This is a genomic window from Pseudocitrobacter sp. RIT415, from assembly GCF_003057695.2.
GTDB lineage: Bacteria > Pseudomonadota > Gammaproteobacteria > Enterobacterales > Enterobacteriaceae > Pseudocitrobacter > Pseudocitrobacter faecalis.
On record NZ_QBJC02000015.1, the window covers coordinates 54,657 to 73,587 of the forward strand.

Here is an 18,931-nt window from a genome sequence, read left to right on the forward strand (position 1 = left end):
CGTGCCGCATACCGTTTTAGTCCTCGGTGCCAGTGGGTACATCGGCCAGCATCTGGTGGCGGAACTGAGCGCGCGCGGACATACCGTGCGGGCTGCGGCGCGGCACATTGACCGTCTGGAAAAGCAGCAGCTTCCCGGCGTAACCTGTCATTCACTCGATCTTGAGTGGCCGGTTTCCCTCCCCGCCCTGCTTGAAGGCGTAGAGACGCTCTATTATCTGGTGCATGGCATGGGTGAGAGCCGCGATTTTCTCGCCCATGAACGACAGGTGGCGCTGAATGTGCGCGATGCGCTTCGCCAGGTTCCGGTCAAACAGATTATCTTTTTAAGCTCATTGCAGGCTCCCGCACATGAACAATCGGAACACCTGCGCGCCCGTCAGGCCACCGGCGATATTCTGCGGGAAGCGGGCATTCCGCTTACCGAACTGCGGGCGGGGATCATTGTCGGTGCGGGATCTGCCGCCTTCGAAGTGATGCGCGATATGGTTTACAACCTGCCCGTTCTCACACCGCCGCGCTGGGTTCGATCGCGCACCACGCCAATTGCCCTCGAAAACCTGCTGGTGTATCTGGCGGGGTTGCTGGAATATCCAGCCTCAGAACATCGCGTCTTTGAAGCAGCGGGCCCGGAAGAACTTACCTATCAACAGCAGTTTGAGCACTTTATGGCGGTGAGCGGTCGACATCGCCCCTTGATCCCTATCCCTTTCCCGACAAGCTGGATCTCGGTGTGGTTCTTAAATGTGATCACCTCTGTGCCGCCGACAATTGCAAAAGCGCTGATCCAGGGCTTAAAGCACGATCTTCTGGCTGACGATCGCGAACTGCGCGCGCTGATCCCGCAAAAATTGATTACGTTTGATGAAGCCGTTCGCCAGACGCTGGAAGAAGAAAAGAAGCTGGTGAACTCCAGCGACTGGGGCTACGACGAACACGCGTTTGCCCGCTGGCGACCCGAATACGGCTATTTCGCCAAACAGGCGGGATATACGGTAAAAACCCCGGCAAGCCTGGCGGCACTGTGGCAGGTGGTGAATCGACTGGGCGGTCGCGAAGGCTATTTCTTTGGCAATATTCTGTGGAAAACGCGTGCCGCGATGGATTTGCTGGTGGGGCATAAACTGGCGAAAGGCCGCCCGGCGCACGCGCGGCTGAAAACGGGCGACAGTGTCGATAGCTGGAAAGTGATTATCGTCGAGCCGGAGAAACAACTCTCACTGCTGTTTGGTATGAAAGCGCCCGGTCTGGGCAGACTCAGTTTCACCCTCGTCGATAAAGGCGACCATCGTGAACTTGACGTTCGCGCCTGGTGGCATCCGCACGGTATGCCAGGATTACTCTACTGGCTGTTAATGATCCCCGCGCATCTGTTCATTTTTCGCGGTATGGCGCGGCGAATTGCCAGGCTTGCAGAAGAAATCACGGGCAAAAAAGAGGCATAAGCTCATTTCTTCTTAGTTTCCCATTGCATGAGAGTGAAATTCACGGAAAAATGCGCACGAAATTCTTTTTACACAGTGGATCGATATGAAGGTACTGGTTACCGGCGCGACCAGCGGGCTCGGCAGAAATGCCGTCGAGTATTTGCGCAACAAGGGCATCAGCGTCAGAGCGAGCGGTCGCAATGAAGCGATGGGCAAACTGCTGGAGAAGATGGGTGCGGAGTTCGTCCACGCCGATTTAACGGAACTGGTTTCTTCTCAGGCGAAGGTCATGCTCGCCGGTGTCGATACGCTCTGGCACTGCTCCAGCTTTACCTCTCCGTGGGGAACCCAGGAAGCGTTTGACCTCGCCAACGTGCGCGCCACGCGCCGTCTGGGCGAATGGGCCGTGGCCTGGGGCGTGCGCAACTTTATTCATATCTCTTCCCCGTCGCTCTATTTCGATTATCACCACCATCGCGATATCAAAGAAGATTTTCGTCCACACCGTTTTGCCTGCGAGTTTGCCCGCAGCAAGGCCGCCGGTGAAGACGTTGTGCAACTGCTGGCGCAGGCTAACCCGAACACGCGCTTTACCATTCTGCGTCCGCAAAGTATTTTCGGGCCGCATGATAAAGTGTTTATTCCGCGTCTGGCGCAGATGATGCACCATTACGGCAGCGTGCTGCTGCCGCGCGGCGGCCATGCGATGGTCGATATGACCTATTACGAAAACGTAGTGCATGCCATGTGGCTGGCAAGCCAGCCACAGTGCGACAACCTGCCTTCTGGCCGCGCGTATAACATCACCAACGATGAACCGCGCACCCTGCGCAGCATCGTCGAGCGTTTAATTGATGAACTGGATATCAAGTGCCGGATCCGTTCCGTGCCGTACCCGATGCTGGATATGGTTGCGCGCAGCATGGAGCGCTTTGGCAATAAATCCGCCAAAGAGCCCGCCCTCACCCACTACGGCGTGTCAAAGCTGAACTTTGATTTCACGCTCGATATCACCCGCGCGAAAGAAGAACTGGGTTATACGCCGATTGTGACGCTGAACGAAGGTATCGTGCGCACCGCCGAATGGCTGGAAGATCACGGGAAGCTGCACCGCTAGCGGTAAAAATGTAGGCCGGGCAAGCGCAGCGCCCCCGGCGCAAACCATCACCCCTGCCCATATTTCTCCAGCAACGCTTCCGCTATTGCCTGAGTTTGCGCATCCGCAATGCCGTTCCACAACGCCGGGCGGAAGTGCATCTGGAACGCCATAATCACCCTTTTCTGCTGCGCGGGCGTCATATCCGGTTTCACTTCGTAACCGTAACGCGACAACAGATCGAGTAACCCGGCAGTATCCACAGGCTGATATGGCGGACGTCCGTTCAGGTAAAACGCGACCCGTTGCGCATCTGGCCAGGCGCCAATGCCCTGCGCAGCAAGCTGCTGCCATGGGAAGAGCGGCCCGGGATCGTCTTTGCGCTGCGGGGCGATATCCGCATGCGCCACCACGTTCTGCGGCTGGATGTCGTAACGGGCAATGATATCTTTCGCCAGCGGGATCAACGCCTCTATCTGTGACGGCGAGAACGGCGCAAAATGTTTTACGTTCCCCGTTTTCTGCCAGCCACGATTCTCAAGCTCAATGCCGACAGAAGTGTCGTTTATCCGCGTCGCTCCGCGCCAGAAGCTGATACCGGCATGCCACGCCAGTTTATCTTCCGGCACTAACTGCCAGATGCGCGGTTTGCCGTTGTGAATTGGTGGTACATCAGGAATGAGATAATGCGAACTGACGTGTTTATCCGTGAGCGTCGCCAGCGAGACGTCAAAGTCGTCCGCCGTGTAGTGAATAACCAGCACTTTTACACGCGGATACGCAGCCTGCGCCGGATGGCGGGTATCAAGCTGATACCCGGTTTTATCTATTACGCCCTTTTCGCCCGCACAGCCCACCAGCAGCCCCGCGAGTAAAGCCAGCGTCAGGAAGCGTTTCATCGGCGCGTTTTCACCGCCGTGCCGCTGACGCTCACCATTAACATACTGCTATCTTTGCCGACGGTTTCATAATCAATGTCGATACCTACCACAGCGTCAGCGCCCAGCGCTTTTGCTTGCTCACCGAGCTCCTGAAAGGCGATTTCACGCGCTTTACGCAGCTCTTTTTCATAGGCACCGGAACGACCGCCCACGATGTCGCGAATGCCGGCGAAGAAATCGCGGAAAATATTGGCGCCGAGAATCGCTTCACCAGTGACCACGCCGCAATATTCCACAATGGTCTGGCCTTCCAGCGTCGGGGTGGTTGAGAATTGCATCGTTGTACTCCTTCTTTTAACGTTCAATGCCTTAGCGTCAATCACGCACTGCCATTATCGGGCTGATACGCTATGCTTGGAAAGGGATTATACACGTCATCCTTCACGCTACCTCTGCGTTGGCTGCGGCCGTTCACCCCGGTCACTTACTCATGTAAGCTCCCGGGGATTCACTCCCTTGCCGCCTTGATGTAACTTGAAGGATTTAGTGTAAACATCATAATCGTATACACAAATCCTTCAGACTGCATCGGACAAACGACACGTTTGAAGGAGGATGTGTTGAGCTGCTTAAAAGGAAAAATTATGCGCTACTCCACTCTTGCACTCCTCCTCCCTGGCGTCATGCTGCTGAGCGCCTGTACTACCGTGACGCCAGCCTTTAAAGATATCGGTACACGAAGCGGGCCCTGCGTGGAAGGCGGGCCGGACGCCGTGGCACAAAAGTTTTACGATTATCGCATTCAGCATCGCAATAATGACCTTACGGCGCTTCGCCCGTACCTGAGCGACGATCTGGCGAAATTGCTCAACGACAGCCGCAGCGATGCCAGCCACAGCGCCCTGTTGCAGTCCGATCCGTTCTCAAGCCGCACCACGCCGGCAGACAGTGCTACCGTCGCCAGCGCTTCCACCATTCCGAATACCGATGCGCGCAATATTCCTCTGCGCGTCAGCCTCAAACAGGGTACGCAAAGCTGGCAGGATGAAGTGCTGATGATCCGCGAAGGCCAGTGCTGGGCGGTTGATGATGTGCGTTACCTTGGCGGCAGCGTGCACGCACCAGCCGGAACGCTGCGCCAGTCGCTTGAAAAACGCTAACCTTCCCGGACATCAATCATCACTTGGGTAAATTGTCTGGCATTCCGTGAGGAATGCCGACATTTCTGCCTCCCGCCTCGCCCACCCAACATTTTGTGCTAACTTTAAGTGTAACGCTGGTTTATATTTAAGTTTTAACGCACAAATATTGCATAACTATTCTGTCAAAGGTACTATTTGCGGCCTCAATTGCTGAAAACCTTCGAGAATATAGCAACATTTTCGTTACATAATGAGCGGGCAAAGCCGGGTTGAGCAGAAGGTTATTCTGCCTAAGCCTTTGGATACCGCAGCAACTGAGTGAGCCGCTGAACGAACGTTCAGGGTAAGTACCTACAGCTAACGCATCTTGACGAGTATCGATGAGCATTAAATTAAACGGCATTAACTGCTTCTACGGCGCACACCAGGCGCTGTTCGACATCACGCTTGAGTGCCCGCAGGGTGAAACGCTGGTGCTGCTGGGCCCAAGCGGCGCGGGTAAGAGCTCGCTGCTGCGCGTGCTGAATCTCCTTGAGATGCCGCGCTCCGGCACGCTGAACATCGCCGGTAATCATTTTGATTTCGCCAAAGCGCCGTCGGATAAAGCCATTCGCGAACTGCGCCAAAACGTCGGCATGGTGTTCCAGCAGTACAACCTCTGGCCGCATCTCACTGTCGTGCAAAACCTGATTGAAGCGCCCTGCCGCGTGCTGGGGCTGAGCAAAGAAAGCGCGATGGCGCGCGCCGAGAAACTTCTCGAACGTTTACGCCTGAAGCCGTACAGCGATCGTTATCCGCTGCACCTTTCGGGTGGTCAGCAACAGCGTGTGGCGATTGCCCGTGCGCTGATGATGGAACCGCAGGTTCTGCTGTTTGATGAACCGACCGCGGCTCTCGACCCGGAAATCACCGCCCAGATCGTCAGCATCATTCGCGAACTGGCGGAAACCAACATTACACAGGTGATCGTCACCCACGAAGTGGAAGTGGCGCGTAAAACCGCCAGCCGCGTGGTGTACATGGAAAACGGCCATATCGTCGAACAGGGCGATAACAGCTGCTTTGCCCAGCCACAGACTGAAGCGTTTAAGAATTACCTTTCTCACTGAAGAGACCCGGGACAATGACCATGAAAAAAGTACTGATTGCCGCACTGCTCGCAAGCGTAAGCCTCTCTGCTGGCGCTGCTCAGACTATCCGTTTCGCGACCGAAGCATCCTACCCTCCGTTCGAATCGATGGATGCAAACAACAAGATTGTTGGTTTTGACGTCGACCTGGCGAATGCGCTGTGTAAAGAGATCGATGCTACCTGCACTTTCTCCAACCAGTCCTTCGACAGCCTGATCCCAAGCCTGAAATTCCGCCGCGTTGACGCGGTCATGGCTGGGATGGACATCACGCCAGAACGTGAAAAACAGGTTCTCTTTACCACCCCGTATTACGACAACTCGGCGCTGTTTATCGGCCAGCAGGGTAAAGTCGCCAGCATTGATGCGCTGAAAGGCAAGAAAGTGGGCGTGCAGAATGGCACAACTCACCAGAAATTCATCATGGATAAACACCCGGAAATCACCACCGTGCCGTACGACAGCTATCAGAATGCGAAGCTTGATCTGCAAAACGGTCGTATTGATGCGGTCTTCGGTGACTCTGCCGTCGTAAACGAGTGGCTGAAAGCCAACGACAAACTGGCGGCTATCGGCGATAAAGTGACGGATAAAGACTACTTCGGCACCGGACTTGGCATTGCCGTTCGTCAGGGCAACACCGAGCTGCAGCAGAAATTCAACGCAGCCCTGGAAAAAGTGAAAAAAGATGGCACTTATCAAACCATCTACAGCAAATGGTTCCAGAAGTAAGATCTGATGAACGAATTTTTTCCGTTAGCAAGCGCCGCCGGGATGACCGTCGGCCTTGCCGTTTGTGCACTGGTCATTGGGCTGGCGCTGGCGATGTTCTTCGCAGTATGGGAGTCAGCAAAATGGCGTCCTGTCGCGTGGGTGGGCTCCGCTATCGTGACCATTTTGCGTGGGCTGCCGGAGATTCTGGTGGTTCTGTTTATCTATTTCGGTTCCTCACAGCTACTGCTGATGCTCTCGGATGGCTTCACGCTTAACCTTGGCGTGGTGCAAATTCCGGTGCAGATGCAGATCGAAAATTTCGACGTTAGCCCGTTCCTGTGCGGCGTGATTGCATTGTCGCTGCTTTATGCAGCCTATGCCTCGCAAACCCTGCGCGGTGCGCTGAAAGCGGTGCCGATTGGCCAATGGGAATCGGGCCAGGCGCTGGGGCTGTCGAAAACAGCCATTTTCTTCCGTCTGGTGATGCCGCAGATGTGGCGTCATGCGCTGCCGGGGCTCGGTAACCAGTGGCTGGTGCTGCTGAAAGATACCGCGCTGGTGTCGCTGATTAGCGTGAACGATTTAATGCTGCAAACCAAAAGTATCGCCACGCGTACGCAGGAGCCGTTTACCTGGTACATCGTTGCGGCGGCGATTTATCTGGTGATCACGCTGCTCAGCCAGTACATCCTCAAACGCATTGACCTGCGTACCACTCGCTTCGAACGGAGACCAGGCTAATGCTCGAGTATTTACCGGAACTGATGAAAGGGCTGCACACCAGCCTGACGCTGACCGTAGCGTCAATTGCCGTTGCGCTGATCCTGTCACTGATTTTTACTATCATTCTGACGCTGAAAACGCCGTTGCTGGTCTGGATTGTGCGCGGTTATATCACGCTGTTTACCGGCACGCCGCTGCTGGTGCAGATCTTCCTGATTTACTACGGCCCGGGCCAGTTCCCGTCGTTGCAGGATTATCCGGCCCTGTGGCATTTGCTCTCTGAACCGTGGCTGTGCGCGTTAATCGCCCTGTCGCTGAACAGCGCCGCGTATACCACACAGTTGTTCTACGGGGCGATTCGCGCCATTCCTGATGGGCAGTGGCAATCCTGTAGCGCGCTGGGAATGAGTAAGAAAGATACGCTGGCCATTCTGCTGCCGTACGCGCTGAAACGTGCCCTCTCTTCCTACTCGAACGAAGTGGTGCTGGTCTTCAAAAGTACGTCTCTGGCCTATACCATCACGCTGATGGAAGTGATGGGCCACGGTCAGTTGCTCTATGGCCGCACCTACGATGTAATGGTCTTTGGCGCGGCGGGCGTTGTCTATCTTATCGTCAACGGTCTGTTGACGCTGCTGATGCGTCTGATAGAGCGTAAAGCGCTGGTATTCGAGCGCAGAAACTGATGACGATGATTGCATAAAGGCACAATCATAGAGCGGACAACCTGATAAGTTGTCCGCTTTTTTTTATAACCAATAAAATAAAAAATCATTTTTATTGCATATAAATTCAAGAACAGGCAGGATATATTCATGCCACACGCAGGGCAGCATCTTTTAATTTTGACAGACGGGAGCCTTACCGATGAAAAAGTTAGTTCTGGCCGCATTACTTGCCACCTTCGCCGCTGGCGCCAGCGCCGCAGATAAAATCAACTTTGGCGTTTCCGCAACCTACCCACCGTTTGAGTCGATGGATGCCAGCAATCAGATTGTCGGCTTTGATATCGATCTTGCGAAAGCGTTGTGCAAACAGATGCAGGCAGAGTGCACCTTCACTAACCACGCGTTTGACAGCCTGATCCCGGCGCTAAAATTCAAAAAATATGACGCCGTGATTTCCGGAATGGATATCACCCCGGAACGTAGCAAGCAGGTGGCGTTCACCGAACCATACTACGCTAACTCTGCGCTGGTGATCGCGAAGAAAGATACCTATAAAACCTTCGCTGACCTGAAAGGCAAACGCATCGGGATGGAAAACGGCACCACCCACCAGAAATACCTGATGGATAAGCATCCTGAAGTGAAAACCGTGGCCTATGACAGCTACCAGAACGCGATTATCGACCTGAAAAATGGCCGTATCGATGGCGTATTTGGTGATACCGCGGTAGTGAACGAGTGGCTGAAAACCAACCCGCAACTGGGTGCGGCAACTGAGAAAGTGACCGATCCGCAATACTTTGGCACGGGCCTTGGCATCGCGGTTCGTCCGGATAACAAAGCCCTGCTGGAAAAACTGAACGGCGCGCTGAAAGCGATTAAAGCTGATGGTACCTATCAGAAAATCAGCAATCAGTGGTTCCCTGAGTAAGTGCTCTTCGCCGGATGGCTGCTACGCCATCCGGTAATCACCGCCCACACGGAAGCCAAAAACGAAAACACGCCCCGCCCGTCGATTCCTCCAGCCCGATTCCCCCACCGTGCAGCTCCAGCATTTTTTTGACGATCAGCAAACCTAACCCACCACGCTTCTCGCGCGTCGCCTGCTGACTGAGCGCCGAAGGTCGCACGAAAAGCTGTTCCCGCACCGCTGCGTCGATACCCGGCCCGCTGTCGGCTACTTCCATCTGCAACCGTTCCTCCTGCTGCCAGATCTTCAGGCGGATTGTTCCCCCCGGCGGCGTATGACGAATCGCATTATCGAGCAAATTGGTCACCACACGCTCCACCATCGAGAGATCGGCGTTGATCAGCGGCAAATGCGCAGGGATCTCCGTCTGTAAGGTGATTTTGCGCGTCTCAAGGGAGAGATCGAATTTCTGCACCACATCGGAAACCAGTTCGCTCAGGGCGAAACGCTCCCGCTGGGGTTTAATTGCCCCATGTTCCAGCCGGGCCAGCTCAAACAATTCCTGCGAGAGGTGACGCACTTTGTGCCCCTGACGCAGGGCGATTTCCAGATAATGCCGGGATTCTTCCGACGTCAGCGTAGCGGCTTTCATTGACAGGGTTTCGAGATAACCGAGGAGCGACGTAAGCGGCGTGCGCAGGTCATGGGAAATATTGGCGATAAACTCGCGGCGCTGGCGATCGCTGTCGGCCAGTTCATCCCACTGAGAGGCTATTTTGCGCGCCAGCTCGATGAACGTATTGCGCAGCAACGCCACTTCATCGCCCGGCTCATCGACCGTCGGCTGGGCGGCAAGATGTTTAATCGCGCTAATGCTGTCCTGATCGATGCGGCTGGCCTCGCGCGTTAAGGCATTCACCGGGCGCGTCACCCACTGACGCACCAGCACCGCCACCAGTACTCCAACGGCAGCGACTAACAACATCGCCCACAGCAGCGTGCTCCACAGGGTTTTATGCCAGGCGTTTTCCGCCAGCGCGTTGAGTTCTTCACCCTGCAAAATGATGTACAGATACCCGCGCAGTTCCCCGTCCTGACGGAGCGGTGCGGCGCTGAAGACTTTATGCTTATCAGCACTGCGCGGGTCGTCGCCATACACCGGCATTGCAGCTTGATTCAGGAACTGTTCTACGGGGGCGAGCGCGACGCGCTGGCGCTTGATATGCCCTGGCGGCGCGGCATCGGCCAGAATCTCGCCGTCGGGCGAGATAACATAGAGCTCTACGCTGGGGTTAAAAGTCATCAGGCGATCAAAAAGCGGTTTTAGCGTATTGCGATCCACCCTACCCTGCGCATCCATCAGCGGCTCGCTGCGCACAATTTGTTGCGCCAGATTCGCCGACAGCCGCTGCACCATCGCATTACCAAACTGCATGCTGCTGTAGAGTTGCACTGCCCCGGCGATGGTCGCGCACAATACCAGCAGCAGAATAAACAGTAGCGTTAAGCGCTGGCTCAGGCTCAGTTTCGCTTTCATGCCGGGCCTCCAACAAAACGATACCCTTTACCCCAGACGGTCAGAATGATTTCCGGCTCAGCGGCGTTATGTTCGATTTTGACGCGCAGGCGATTAATGTGTGTATTCACCGTGTGTTCGTAGCCTTCATGCTGATAGCCCCACACCTGCTCGAGCAGATCCAGGCGCGAGAACGTCTCCCCCGGATGGCGGGCGAAGAACCACAATAAATCGAATTCACGCGGGGTGAGATCGACCAGATTACCGCGCAAACGCACGCTGCGCGCCAGCGGGTCGATCACCAGCCCATGGGCGGCAATGGTGCCGCTGGTTTGCTGCACATCCTGCCCCATTGCCTGCTGGCGACGGAACAGCGCTTTAATACGCGCCACCAGCTCCTGCACCGAGAAAGGTTTTGCCAGATAATCATCGGCCCCGGTTTCAAGGCCCAGAATGCGCTCCGTTTCGCTGCTGCGCGCGCTGATAATAATCACCGGCAGATAGCGCCCGCGCTCGCGGATACGCTGGCAAATTGTCAGCCCATCGACGTTAGGCAGCATTAAATCGAGGATCACCATATCCCATTGCGTCTGCTCCAGGCGCTGTAACGCCCTGCCGCCGTCCTCTTCATGGACGATGGTATAGCCTTCATCTTCAAGGTTAAGTTGCAGCAGCGTGGCGATATCGCGATCGTCTTCCACCAGCAGGATCTGTTTTGCCGTCATCAATCAGTGCCTTTTCCAACTCTTCTGAGATAAAGCTTACCTGATTTCCGCCCGGCAAAAGTTCACATTTTGTTTAACTTCCGCTTTTTACCAGCAGCGTAAGCACTTCATAGTGGGCGGTATGGGGGAACATGTCGAATAGCTGAACCCGCGCGATGCGGTAGCCCGGCAGATTGGCTATATCTTTCGCCATCGTCTGGGCGTTACAGCTGGAGTAGATAATATACGGCGGCGCCATCTGGCTTAAGTAATCGCACAGTGCTTTACCGATGCCCCGACGCGGCGGATTGACCAGTACCAGCTCGGGCACGTCACCCTGCGCGGTGGCAAACTGCGTGGAATCAAGCGCCTGAAACTGAAGCTTAGTCAGCCCCAGTTCCGCCGCAGACTGCTTTGCACAGGCGATGGCTTCCGGCGCAATTTCGATACCGGTGAGGGTCATCTCCGGCGTCGCGCAGTGCAGGCCAAAACCGCCAACACCACAGAAGAGATCCCACATGTGCGTGACCGGCAGTGCGCGCACCCAGTCGCGCGCCGTCGCGTACAAAGCGCTGGCAACGGTTGGATTAGTCTGGAAGAAACTTTGCGGACGGATCCACAGCGGCACGCCATTAAACGTTTCCGCCAGCGCCTGCTGTTCGGTCAAGAAAATCTCCTGCTCGCCTTCCATAATCGCCATGTGTACCGGCTGAATATTGGCGGTGATGACTTTCAACTGCGGCAACTGCGCCTGTAACGCGGGCAGCGCGGCGCGAAGCTGTTCCAGCTTGCTTTCAGAGCGCAGCACAAAGCGCAGCATCATGCCGCCATCGCGCTGACTTTCGGTGAGCAGCAGATACTTCAGCTCGCCACGTTTACGCGCGACGTTATAGGGCGTCAGCCCGGCGCGCGCGATGAACGGCTTGATCGCGGCGAAAACCGGCGCGAAAGAGTCGGGATACAGCGGGCAATCGGTCAGGTCAACCGGCGTGCCGTCACGATGCAGCATGCCCAGCAGCGGTTTTTCCACGCTGCCGCTGACCACCATTTTGGCTTTATTACGAAAACCCTGTTCTGGCCCGCTGACGGGTGCGCACCACGCCTCTACCGTCTGCCCGGCCAGCAGCGTGTGGAGATCGTTCATTTTAGCGGCGAGTTGATCGTTTACCGGCTGTTCAATCCACTGACATGAGCGACAGCGACCCGCGTCATAAAGTGCGCACTGCATACAAAGACCTTCAGAAATTCAGGGGCGGCGATTGTATCACCGTTACTGGAAGCGGAAAAACCGTCGACTGTGTGCCGGGACAAAAAGCAGGAACAGAACCAGCATATCCGGCATTTTCTGCATCACCAGCGAACGGAATATTTCCCGTTTTGACTCTCCGGCGATGCTGAACAATTCCGGGTAGCCATAGCCCAACGACGCCGCCCACAAATAGCCAGCGGCGATAATTTGCGTCAACAGATAGAGCCAGCGCGCCCAGTTGCGCCCTTTTACTACGGAAAACGCACACCAGATTTCAACGAACACCAGCATCAGACTCGCCAGAAACACCAACGTCAGACTCCAGGTTTGCACGCTACGATGAATAAAATCGAGGAGCCCGCGCAGACCCAGCAGATTGAAGATCATTAGCAGATCGAGACAACGAATCAAAATAATGGCGAGCGCCGCCACCTGCACCAGAGCAGGAACGTTTAAGCTGGCATGTGAACGGCTGGTTTTAGCAAAGAATCCCAAGATGTCGTCTTCCGTGAAATCGGTTCCCCACCGGCAGGGAACCGAATACAACCTTCCTTAATTTTAAGAGGATTATCCTTGTCTTGCACGCTGGATATCACGCGTACGCTGTTTTTCTGCGCGCGCCATCAGGTACCAGGCGATAAATCCGACAATTCCGACTACCGCGAGAATGAGCGTCGCCAGGGCGTTAATTTCCGGGTTCACGCCCATACGCACGTTGGAGAAGACCAGCATTGGCAGCGTGGTCGCGCCGGGCCCGGAGACGAAGCTGGCAATCACCAGATCGTCGAGCGAGAGCGTAAACGCCAGCAGCCAGCCTGAGATCACTGCCGGCATAATCATCGGCAAGGTAATGATAAAGAACACTTTCAGCGGCGTCGCCCCGAGATCCATCGCCGCTTCTTCAATCGAGCGGTCCAGTTCGCGCAGGCGCGATGAAATCACCACCGCCACATACGCGGTACAGAAAGTGACGTGCGCCAGCCAAATGGTGAGCATGCCGCGGTCGGACGGCCAGCCGATGGCGTGACCGAGTGAAACGAACAGCAGCAATAACGATAACCCGGTGATCACATCAGGCATTACCAGCGGCGCGGTTATCATAAAGGCAAAGCCGTTGGAGCCGCGAAAACGGCCAAAACGCACCATCACCACCGCCGCAATGGTGCCCAGAATTGCCGCCATGGTTGCCGCGCAGGCGGCAATGGTCAGGCTGAGCCCCACCGCGCTCATCATTGCCTCATCGCGAAACAATTCTCCGTACCAGCGCGTTGACCACCCCGCCCACACCGTCACCAGCTTTGAGCTGTTGAAGGAGTAAATCACCAGCATCAGCATCGGCGCATACAGAAATGTAAAACCGAGCACCAGAATCAGTATTCTCCACGGTGAGCGGACGACCGGTAAGTTGTTCATCCGTGTTCTCCCATCTGTTTTTGCTGATGTTTGTGGAACCACATGATCGGCACAATCAGCAGCAGGAGCATGACAATTGCCACCGCCGACGCGACCGGCCAGTCGCGGTTGTTAAAGAACTCCTGCCACAGCACGCGGCCAATCATGATGCTGTCCGGGCCGCCGAGCAGTTCAGGTATCACAAACTCCCCCACCGCCGGAATAAATACCAGCATTGATCCCGCAATAATCCCGCCTTGAGTTAACGGTACAATCACGCTGAAAAAGGTTTTCAGCGGCCTTGCGCCTAAATCCAGCGAGGCTTCCACCAGCGAGTAATCAATGCGCGTCAACGCGGTGTAGATAGGCAGCACCATAAATGGCAGATAGGCATAGACGATGCCAATATATACAGCGAGGTTGGTGTGCAGGATCTCCAGCGGCTGGTCGATAATGCCCGCCCATTGCAGAAAATTACTCAGCACACCGTTGCCTTTCAGGATGCCCATCCAGGCATAAACGCGAATCAAAAACGACGTCCACGACGGCAGGATCACCAGCAATAACAGAATATTGCGCGTCGACGGTTTACTGTGCGCAATCGCCCACGCCAGCGGGTAACCTAACAGCAGACAGAAGATCGTCGAAATAGCCGCCACCTGCAACGACTGAAAATAGGCCTCAATGTACAGGGGATCGTCGGTCAATTGCAGGAAATTGCCGAAATTCAGCGACAGTGTAAGCTGCCCGTCGTCCCACGACATGAGATCCGTATACGGCGGGATCGCGCGCGCCATTTCGGCCAGGCTGATTTTAAATACCGTCAAAAAGGGCAGCAAAAACAGCAAAATTAGCCAGATAAACGGCAGCGCGATAACCAATTTACGCCCGTGCGCGACCTTCACACGCGTGAGCCACTGGGCAAAGCCCGCCGGTTTCGCGGCGTGGGTTGGCGATTCTAAAGCACGCATTCGCCCTCCTTACACCGTCAGAACGACGCAGCTATCAGCATCCCAGCACAGACGCACTTCATCGCCCCAGGTGGGTAATCCTTTCCGGTAGCGATGTGCATTCTGTAGCTGGGCGCTGAGCATCTGCCCGCTTTTTAAGCGCACGTGATAAATCGACAAGTCGCCGAGATACGCAATATGTACCACTTCGCCCACGGCAAAGTTATAGCCATTCTCAGGCGGCGCGTCGCAAAGCATGATTTTTTCCGGACGCAGCGCAACGTATACCGGAACGTTATCCACCACCGACGCATCGGCATCGACTTTCAGGGGATGCACCAGCCCCGGAGCCTCAATCACCAGCCCATCCTCTTCGCGCGACTTCAGCAGCCCTTCAAAGACATTGACTGAGCCAATAAACTCCGCGCTGTAGCGGGTGGTCGGGTGCTCGTAAATCTCTTCCGGCTCACCAATCTGCACAAACTTACCGCGATTCATAATGGCAATGCGCCCGGCCATGGTCATCGCCTCTTCCTGGTCGTGCGTCACCATCACGCAGGTCGCGCCGACACGCTCCAGAATATCGACCACTTCCAGCTGCATCCGGTCGCGCAGTTTCTTATCCAGCGCGCCCATCGGCTCATCCAGCAGCAGCAGTTTTGGCCGCTTCGCCAGGCTTCTGGCAAGCGCTACGCGCTGACGCTGGCCGCCGGAAAGCTGATGCGGTTTCCGTTTGGCAAATTCCTGCATATGCACCAGCGCCAGCATTTCAGCAACTCGGGCGCTAATTTCCGCTTTTGGCAACTTGTCCTGCTTCAGGCCAAAAGCGATGTTCTGCTCCACGGTCATATGGGGAAACAGTGCGTAGGACTGAAACATCATGTTGATCGGACGCTGATAGGGCGGAACGTGCGCCAGGTCGACACCATCGAGCATAATTTGCCCGGTACTGGGCTGCTCAAAGCCCGCCAGCATCCGCAGCAGCGTTGATTTTCCGCAGCCGGATGCGCCAAGCAGCGCAAAAATTTCGCCTTTATAAATGGTAAGGCTGACGTCATCCACGGCATGCTGGCCGTCGTAAGATTTGGTCAGGTTACGGATCTCCAGCAGCGGGGTGAGCGCTTTACGGATTTTCGCCTGCGGGCGGGGGGTCGCGTCGTTCAATAGGGTGCTCTCCGGCAAAAAAAACACTCGTTATGGCCCGGTTGCCATACGAAAAACTGCGCGGCTAATCCGCCCGGTAGCGCGCCGGGCGGAGTGCGTCAGTTATTTACCGCTTTTTACTTTGGTCCACGCACGGGTACGCACGCGATCAATCTTTGGCTCCTGCACTTTCAGGGTGAAGAGTTTGGCAAAGACATCCGGCGGCGGATAAATACCCGGGTTATTGCGAATCGCCTCACTCACTAATGGGGTTGAGGCTTTATTGCCGTTGGCATAGAAGATATGGTCGCTGATATGCGCCACCACCTCGGGTTTCATCAGGTAGTTGAGGAACTGATAAGCTTCATCTTTGTTTTTCGCATCAGCAGGCATGGCAAAGACATCAAAGAACGCCATAGCCCCCTCCTTTGGAATGCTGAAGGAAACATTCACGCCGTTTTTCGCCTCTTTCGCGCGATTCGCCGCCTGCCATACATCACCCGCCCAACCGATAGCCACGCAGATGTCACCGTTCGCCAGGTCGTTGATATATTGTGAGGAGTGGAAGTAGCGCACGTTCGGGCGCAGCTTCAGTAGCAGCTCCGTTGCCGGGCCGGTGTAATCATCCGCTTTACTGCTGTTCGGGTCTTTACCCAGATAATTCAACACAGTGGCGAAGACTTCTTCCGGGGCATCAAGGAAGGAAACGCCGCAGCTTTTCAGCTTCTCCAGATTTTCAGGTTTGAAGATAAGATCCCAGCTTTTCACAGGCGCATCATCGCCGAGCACCGCTTTCACTTTATCAACGTTGTAGCCAATCCCGGTCGTTGCCCACATATAAGGCATGGCGTATTTATTATCGGGATCGTGTTTCGCCACCAGCTTTAGCACTTCCGGGTCGAGATTTTTCCAGTTTGGCAGTTTGCTTTTATCCAGCGGCTGGAACACGCCCGCTGTTAACTGGCGCTCCAGGAAGCTCGCCGAGGGCACGACAAGGTCAAACCCGGTGCTGCCCGCCATCAGTTTACCTTCCAGCACTTCGTTGGAATCGAAAACGTCATACACCACTTTTATGCCGGTCTCTTTTTCAAAATTCGCCACCGTATCCGGCGCGATATAATCAGACCAGTTATAGATATGCAGCGTCTTTTGCTCCGCAGCGAGCGCGCTTGCCGAGGTGGCCATCAGCACACCTGTCACCAGACCTGTTAACCATTTTTTACTGAAAGCGGCCATATCTCTTTTCCTTCTCAACGTCCGTTAACATTTGGACCAAATATACGCAGTCGGAGGTATGCAATAGTCATGCATATTTTTGTCGTACCGCATTGAAGAAGAAAAAGTTCCTCTCGCCGCAGTCTTCGCTCGCTTAACGGATGCAAAAACCTCGCCAAATCTGCGAAAGGTCTGGCTGCTGAGGGGGGATCATCCGGGCATCGCAAGAATAACTGTAGCCAGAGATAGAGGCTATAGCTCAGCGTTAAAAACGCCTTTTATCAATTTTTTATGCAAGATCACTCTATCTGATAGGCCAAAAGGGTCTTTCAGGTAGTGAATGAATCTTTAAAAATAGGTTAAATGCAAAATAAACGAACGTGATAGGCAGCCGCTCTGGCAGTGGCTGCGCTATTCCGGGGGAGGATCAGTGAAGAAAGTGGTATTGAATCTCTTCAGTTGGCTGTTCTTCCTCTTCTTCCGCTTTAAACAGCAGCTGCTGTGCGAAAGCCTCCAGAATCACCATCGACACCTGCTCTTCGCTTTGACGCATAAAAGCCACAAACTGCTCGTAAGCCACGCCAACAGAGGCAGATAAAGACTGGCAAACCACCAGTTTTGGCAGATTATCATCCTGTATGTCGATGAACGCCTTGACGGTCAGTGAACTGGCATTAATGGCAGAGAGATCCGCCGCTATCGCTAGCAGTGCGGTCGGCCGAATTTCCGCCAACGCAGAGAAGAGAATGGTGTTATCAATAAGGTCGATTTTGGCGTCAAACACGCCATCAAAATTCTGCATATGCGGCAGGTGCAACGCCTGACAGGTATCGCACTCATAGAAGCTGATGCCTGATTCGTCGAGCCACTGACGTAACGTATCCAGACTCGGGACGACGAGTGAATCCATATGACCTATGACCTCATGAGGGTTAAAACAGAACAAAACCGGGCAATGAGCCCGGCAGTCGATCGCTATAGCTTACGCAAAATTGCACGCGTATACCACGAAAGCCGAAAAAACAGTCTCAGCCGCCGATTTTCAGACAAAAACCAGGGTGTGCCTGACGTTCAATCCACTCGATCATTTTGCCTGCGATATCAATACCGGTGGTTTTTTCAATCCCTTCCAGCCCCGGCGAGGCATTCACTTCCATCACCAGCGGGCCACGCGTGGCGCGCAGAATATCCACGCCAGCGACATCCAGCCCCAACGTTTGCGCGGCCTGTACGGCGATTTCGCGCTCGCGCAGCGTAATTTCCGCCACCGTCGCCACGCCGCCGCGATGTAAGTTAGAGCGGAAATCACCCTCTTTCGCTCGCCGCTCAATCGCCGCTACCACGCGATCGCCGACCACCAGGCAGCGAATGTCACATCCCTTCGCCTCTTCAATATATTCCTGCACGAGGATATGCGCGTTTAAGCCGCGAAAGGCGTCAATCACGCTTTCCGCCGCCTGACGCGTCTCGGCAAGCACAACACCAATACCTTGTGTGCCTTCCACCAGCTTTACCACCAGCGGCGCGCCGCCCACCATATCGATTAAATCGCTGGTGTCATCGGGCGAATGGGCGATACCGGTTACCGGCAGGTCGATGCCCTGCCGCGCCAGCAGTTGCAGCGATCGCAGCTTGTCGCGCGCGCGGGTAATGGCGACGGATTCATTAAGTGGATAGCTACCCAGCAGCTCAAACTGACGCAGCGCCGCCGTGCCATAAAAGGTGATCGCCGAGCCGATACGCGGGATCACCGCGTCATAATGCGGGAGCTTGCGACCTTTATAGTGGATGGACGACGCCGAAGGGCTGATGTTCATATAGCAGGAGAGCGGGTCAAGAATTTCGACGATATGACCACGGCGCATCGCCGCTTCACGCAGACGCTTACAGGAGTAGAGCGTTCCATCCCGGGACAAAATGGCAATTTTCACCCTTTACCTCGCTAAAAAACCTGAAAAAAGCCTGCGTATCATACACGCACCGCCGGAATAAAAATGGCGTCCGGCGGCCTTTTTTTCTATCTAATAATCAAAATTATTCGAATCGTCTCAAGGCGTGCAGCCAACGCAGAGA

20 protein-coding genes are annotated in these 18,931 nt (G+C 55.0%); 8 read left to right on the forward strand and 12 right to left on the reverse strand.

Annotation, left to right across the window (positions count from 1 at the left end; genetic code table 11):
* Window position 1: 1 nt before the first annotated feature.
* Complete coding sequence (locus tag DBY68_RS15305; RefSeq protein WP_108474621.1) at window positions 2-1,444, forward strand: SDR family oxidoreductase; 1,443 nt, start codon at window positions 2-4, stop codon at window positions 1,442-1,444.
* An 85-nt stretch (window positions 1,445-1,529) separates the two neighbouring features.
* A complete protein-coding gene (locus tag DBY68_RS15310; protein ID WP_108474622.1) occupies window positions 1,530-2,543 on the forward strand; it encodes an NAD(P)-dependent oxidoreductase in 1,014 nt (337 codons plus the stop codon).
* Between the two features lie 47 nt (window positions 2,544-2,590).
* Here the strand turns inward: DBY68_RS15310 and DBY68_RS15315 are convergent, their stop codons facing one another.
* Window positions 2,591-3,421, reverse strand: a complete 831-nt coding sequence (locus DBY68_RS15315) for an N-acetylmuramoyl-L-alanine amidase (RefSeq protein WP_108474623.1) — start codon at window positions 3,419-3,421, stop codon at window positions 2,591-2,593.
* Window positions 3,418-3,741 (reverse strand): heavy metal-binding domain-containing protein, encoded by a 324-nt coding sequence (locus DBY68_RS15320; RefSeq protein ID WP_108474624.1) that lies wholly within the window; start codon window positions 3,739-3,741, stop codon window positions 3,418-3,420. The genes DBY68_RS15315 and DBY68_RS15320 overlap by 4 nt, the downstream gene beginning before the upstream one ends.
* Window positions 3,742-4,047: 306 nt before the next feature.
* On the opposite strand from DBY68_RS15320, the gene DBY68_RS15325 reads away from it, so the two are divergent.
* The 6 genes from DBY68_RS15325 to artJ all read left to right on the forward strand — a co-directional run bounded on the left by DBY68_RS15325 (window position 4,048) and on the right by artJ (window position 8,710).
* Complete coding sequence (locus tag DBY68_RS15325) at window positions 4,048-4,563, forward strand: lipoprotein (RefSeq protein ID WP_108474625.1); 516 nt, start codon at window positions 4,048-4,050, stop codon at window positions 4,561-4,563.
* Between the two features lie 362 nt (window positions 4,564-4,925).
* The gene (gene artP / locus DBY68_RS15330; RefSeq protein ID WP_108474626.1) at window positions 4,926-5,654 is read left to right on the forward strand and encodes an arginine ABC transporter ATP-binding protein ArtP; all 729 of its coding nucleotides are present in this window, start codon (window positions 4,926-4,928) and stop codon (window positions 5,652-5,654) included.
* Window positions 5,655-5,674: 20 nt separating this feature from the next.
* Window positions 5,675-6,406, forward strand: coding sequence for an arginine ABC transporter substrate-binding protein ArtI (artI, locus tag DBY68_RS15335; RefSeq protein ID WP_041686492.1), 732 nt, complete (start codon window positions 5,675-5,677; stop codon window positions 6,404-6,406).
* Between the two features lie 6 nt (window positions 6,407-6,412).
* Window positions 6,413-7,129 carry an arginine ABC transporter permease ArtQ gene (gene artQ, locus DBY68_RS15340; RefSeq protein WP_108474627.1) on the forward strand — a complete coding sequence of 239 codons (717 nt, stop codon included), beginning with the start codon at window positions 6,413-6,415 and terminating at the stop codon, window positions 7,127-7,129.
* Window positions 7,129-7,797, forward strand: a complete 669-nt coding sequence (gene artM / locus DBY68_RS15345) for an arginine ABC transporter permease ArtM (protein WP_108474628.1) — start codon at window positions 7,129-7,131, stop codon at window positions 7,795-7,797. The genes artQ and artM overlap by 1 nt, the downstream gene beginning before the upstream one ends.
* Before the next feature lie 181 nt (window positions 7,798-7,978).
* A complete protein-coding gene (gene artJ, locus DBY68_RS15350) occupies window positions 7,979-8,710 on the forward strand; it encodes an arginine ABC transporter substrate-binding protein ArtJ (RefSeq protein WP_108474629.1) in 732 nt (243 codons plus the stop codon).
* A gap of 37 nt (window positions 8,711-8,747) precedes the next feature.
* Here the strand turns inward: artJ and DBY68_RS15355 are convergent, their stop codons facing one another.
* The 10 genes from DBY68_RS15355 to rimK all read right to left on the reverse strand — a co-directional run bounded on the left by DBY68_RS15355 (window position 8,748) and on the right by rimK (window position 18,789).
* Window positions 8,748-10,226 carry an ATP-binding protein gene (locus DBY68_RS15355; RefSeq protein WP_108474630.1) on the reverse strand — a complete coding sequence of 493 codons (1,479 nt, stop codon included), beginning with the start codon at window positions 10,224-10,226 and terminating at the stop codon, window positions 8,748-8,750.
* Window positions 10,223-10,930, reverse strand: a complete 708-nt coding sequence (locus DBY68_RS15360) for a response regulator transcription factor (RefSeq protein WP_108474631.1) — start codon at window positions 10,928-10,930, stop codon at window positions 10,223-10,225. Before DBY68_RS15360 ends, DBY68_RS15355 begins: the two co-directional genes overlap by 4 nt.
* A 73-nt stretch (window positions 10,931-11,003) precedes the next feature.
* Window positions 11,004-12,137, reverse strand: coding sequence for a 23S rRNA (uracil(747)-C(5))-methyltransferase RlmC (rlmC, locus tag DBY68_RS15365; RefSeq protein WP_108474632.1), 1,134 nt, complete (start codon window positions 12,135-12,137; stop codon window positions 11,004-11,006).
* 42 nt (window positions 12,138-12,179) lie between these two features.
* Complete coding sequence (locus DBY68_RS15370; RefSeq protein ID WP_108474633.1) at window positions 12,180-12,704, reverse strand: YbjO family protein; 525 nt, start codon at window positions 12,702-12,704, stop codon at window positions 12,180-12,182.
* 21 nt (window positions 12,705-12,725) lie between these two features.
* Window positions 12,726-13,571 carry a putrescine ABC transporter permease PotI gene (gene potI, locus DBY68_RS15375; protein ID WP_108474634.1) on the reverse strand — a complete coding sequence of 282 codons (846 nt, stop codon included), beginning with the start codon at window positions 13,569-13,571 and terminating at the stop codon, window positions 12,726-12,728.
* Complete coding sequence (gene potH, locus DBY68_RS15380) at window positions 13,568-14,521, reverse strand: putrescine ABC transporter permease PotH (protein WP_108474635.1); 954 nt, start codon at window positions 14,519-14,521, stop codon at window positions 13,568-13,570. Before potH ends, potI begins: the two co-directional genes overlap by 4 nt.
* A 9-nt stretch (window positions 14,522-14,530) precedes the next feature.
* Complete coding sequence (gene potG / locus DBY68_RS15385) at window positions 14,531-15,664, reverse strand: putrescine ABC transporter ATP-binding subunit PotG (RefSeq protein ID WP_108474636.1); 1,134 nt, start codon at window positions 15,662-15,664, stop codon at window positions 14,531-14,533.
* Window positions 15,665-15,766: 102 nt separating this feature from the next.
* A complete protein-coding gene (gene potF, locus DBY68_RS15390) occupies window positions 15,767-16,879 on the reverse strand; it encodes a spermidine/putrescine ABC transporter substrate-binding protein PotF (protein ID WP_108474637.1) in 1,113 nt (370 codons plus the stop codon).
* Window positions 16,880-17,285: 406 nt separating this feature from the next.
* Entirely contained in the window at window positions 17,286-17,768 is a 483-nt protein-coding gene (locus tag DBY68_RS15395) for a YbjN domain-containing protein (protein WP_108474638.1), read from the reverse strand.
* A 118-nt stretch (window positions 17,769-17,886) separates the two neighbouring features.
* Window positions 17,887-18,789 carry a 30S ribosomal protein S6--L-glutamate ligase gene (gene rimK, locus DBY68_RS15400; RefSeq protein ID WP_108474639.1) on the reverse strand — a complete coding sequence of 301 codons (903 nt, stop codon included), beginning with the start codon at window positions 18,787-18,789 and terminating at the stop codon, window positions 17,887-17,889.
* Between the last annotated feature and the right edge of the window lie 142 nt (window positions 18,790-18,931).

What these genes read in the sequence shown, in the direction of transcription:
- DBY68_RS15355 (WP_108474630.1), bottom strand. Translation starts at nt 10,226, where the DNA reads ATGAAAGCGAAACTGAGCCTGAGCCAGCGCTTAACGCTACTGTTTATT.
- DBY68_RS15325 (WP_108474625.1), top strand. Translation starts at nt 4,048, where the DNA reads ATGCGCTACTCCACTCTTGCACTCCTCCTCCCTGGCGTCATGCTGCTG.
- rlmC (WP_108474632.1), bottom strand. Translation starts at nt 12,137, where the DNA reads ATGCAGTGCGCACTTTATGACGCGGGTCGCTGTCGCTCATGTCAGTGG.
- DBY68_RS15360 (WP_108474631.1), bottom strand. Translation starts at nt 10,930, where the DNA reads ATGACGGCAAAACAGATCCTGCTGGTGGAAGACGATCGCGATATCGCC.
- DBY68_RS15320 (WP_108474624.1), bottom strand. Translation starts at nt 3,741, where the DNA reads ATGCAATTCTCAACCACCCCGACGCTGGAAGGCCAGACCATTGTGGAA.
- artM (WP_108474628.1), top strand. Translation starts at nt 7,129, where the DNA reads ATGCTCGAGTATTTACCGGAACTGATGAAAGGGCTGCACACCAGCCTG.
- artQ (WP_108474627.1), top strand. Translation starts at nt 6,413, where the DNA reads ATGAACGAATTTTTTCCGTTAGCAAGCGCCGCCGGGATGACCGTCGGC.
- DBY68_RS15315 (WP_108474623.1), bottom strand. Translation starts at nt 3,421, where the DNA reads ATGAAACGCTTCCTGACGCTGGCTTTACTCGCGGGGCTGCTGGTGGGC.
- artJ (WP_108474629.1), top strand. Translation starts at nt 7,979, where the DNA reads ATGAAAAAGTTAGTTCTGGCCGCATTACTTGCCACCTTCGCCGCTGGC.
- DBY68_RS15310 (WP_108474622.1), top strand. Translation starts at nt 1,530, where the DNA reads ATGAAGGTACTGGTTACCGGCGCGACCAGCGGGCTCGGCAGAAATGCC.
- potH (WP_108474635.1), bottom strand. Translation starts at nt 14,521, where the DNA reads ATGCGTGCTTTAGAATCGCCAACCCACGCCGCGAAACCGGCGGGCTTT.
- artI (WP_041686492.1), top strand. Translation starts at nt 5,675, where the DNA reads ATGAAAAAAGTACTGATTGCCGCACTGCTCGCAAGCGTAAGCCTCTCT.
- potI (WP_108474634.1), bottom strand. Translation starts at nt 13,571, where the DNA reads ATGAACAACTTACCGGTCGTCCGCTCACCGTGGAGAATACTGATTCTG.
- artP (WP_108474626.1), top strand. Translation starts at nt 4,926, where the DNA reads ATGAGCATTAAATTAAACGGCATTAACTGCTTCTACGGCGCACACCAG.
- potF (WP_108474637.1), bottom strand. Translation starts at nt 16,879, where the DNA reads ATGGCCGCTTTCAGTAAAAAATGGTTAACAGGTCTGGTGACAGGTGTG.
- DBY68_RS15395 (WP_108474638.1), bottom strand. Translation starts at nt 17,768, where the DNA reads ATGGATTCACTCGTCGTCCCGAGTCTGGATACGTTACGTCAGTGGCTC.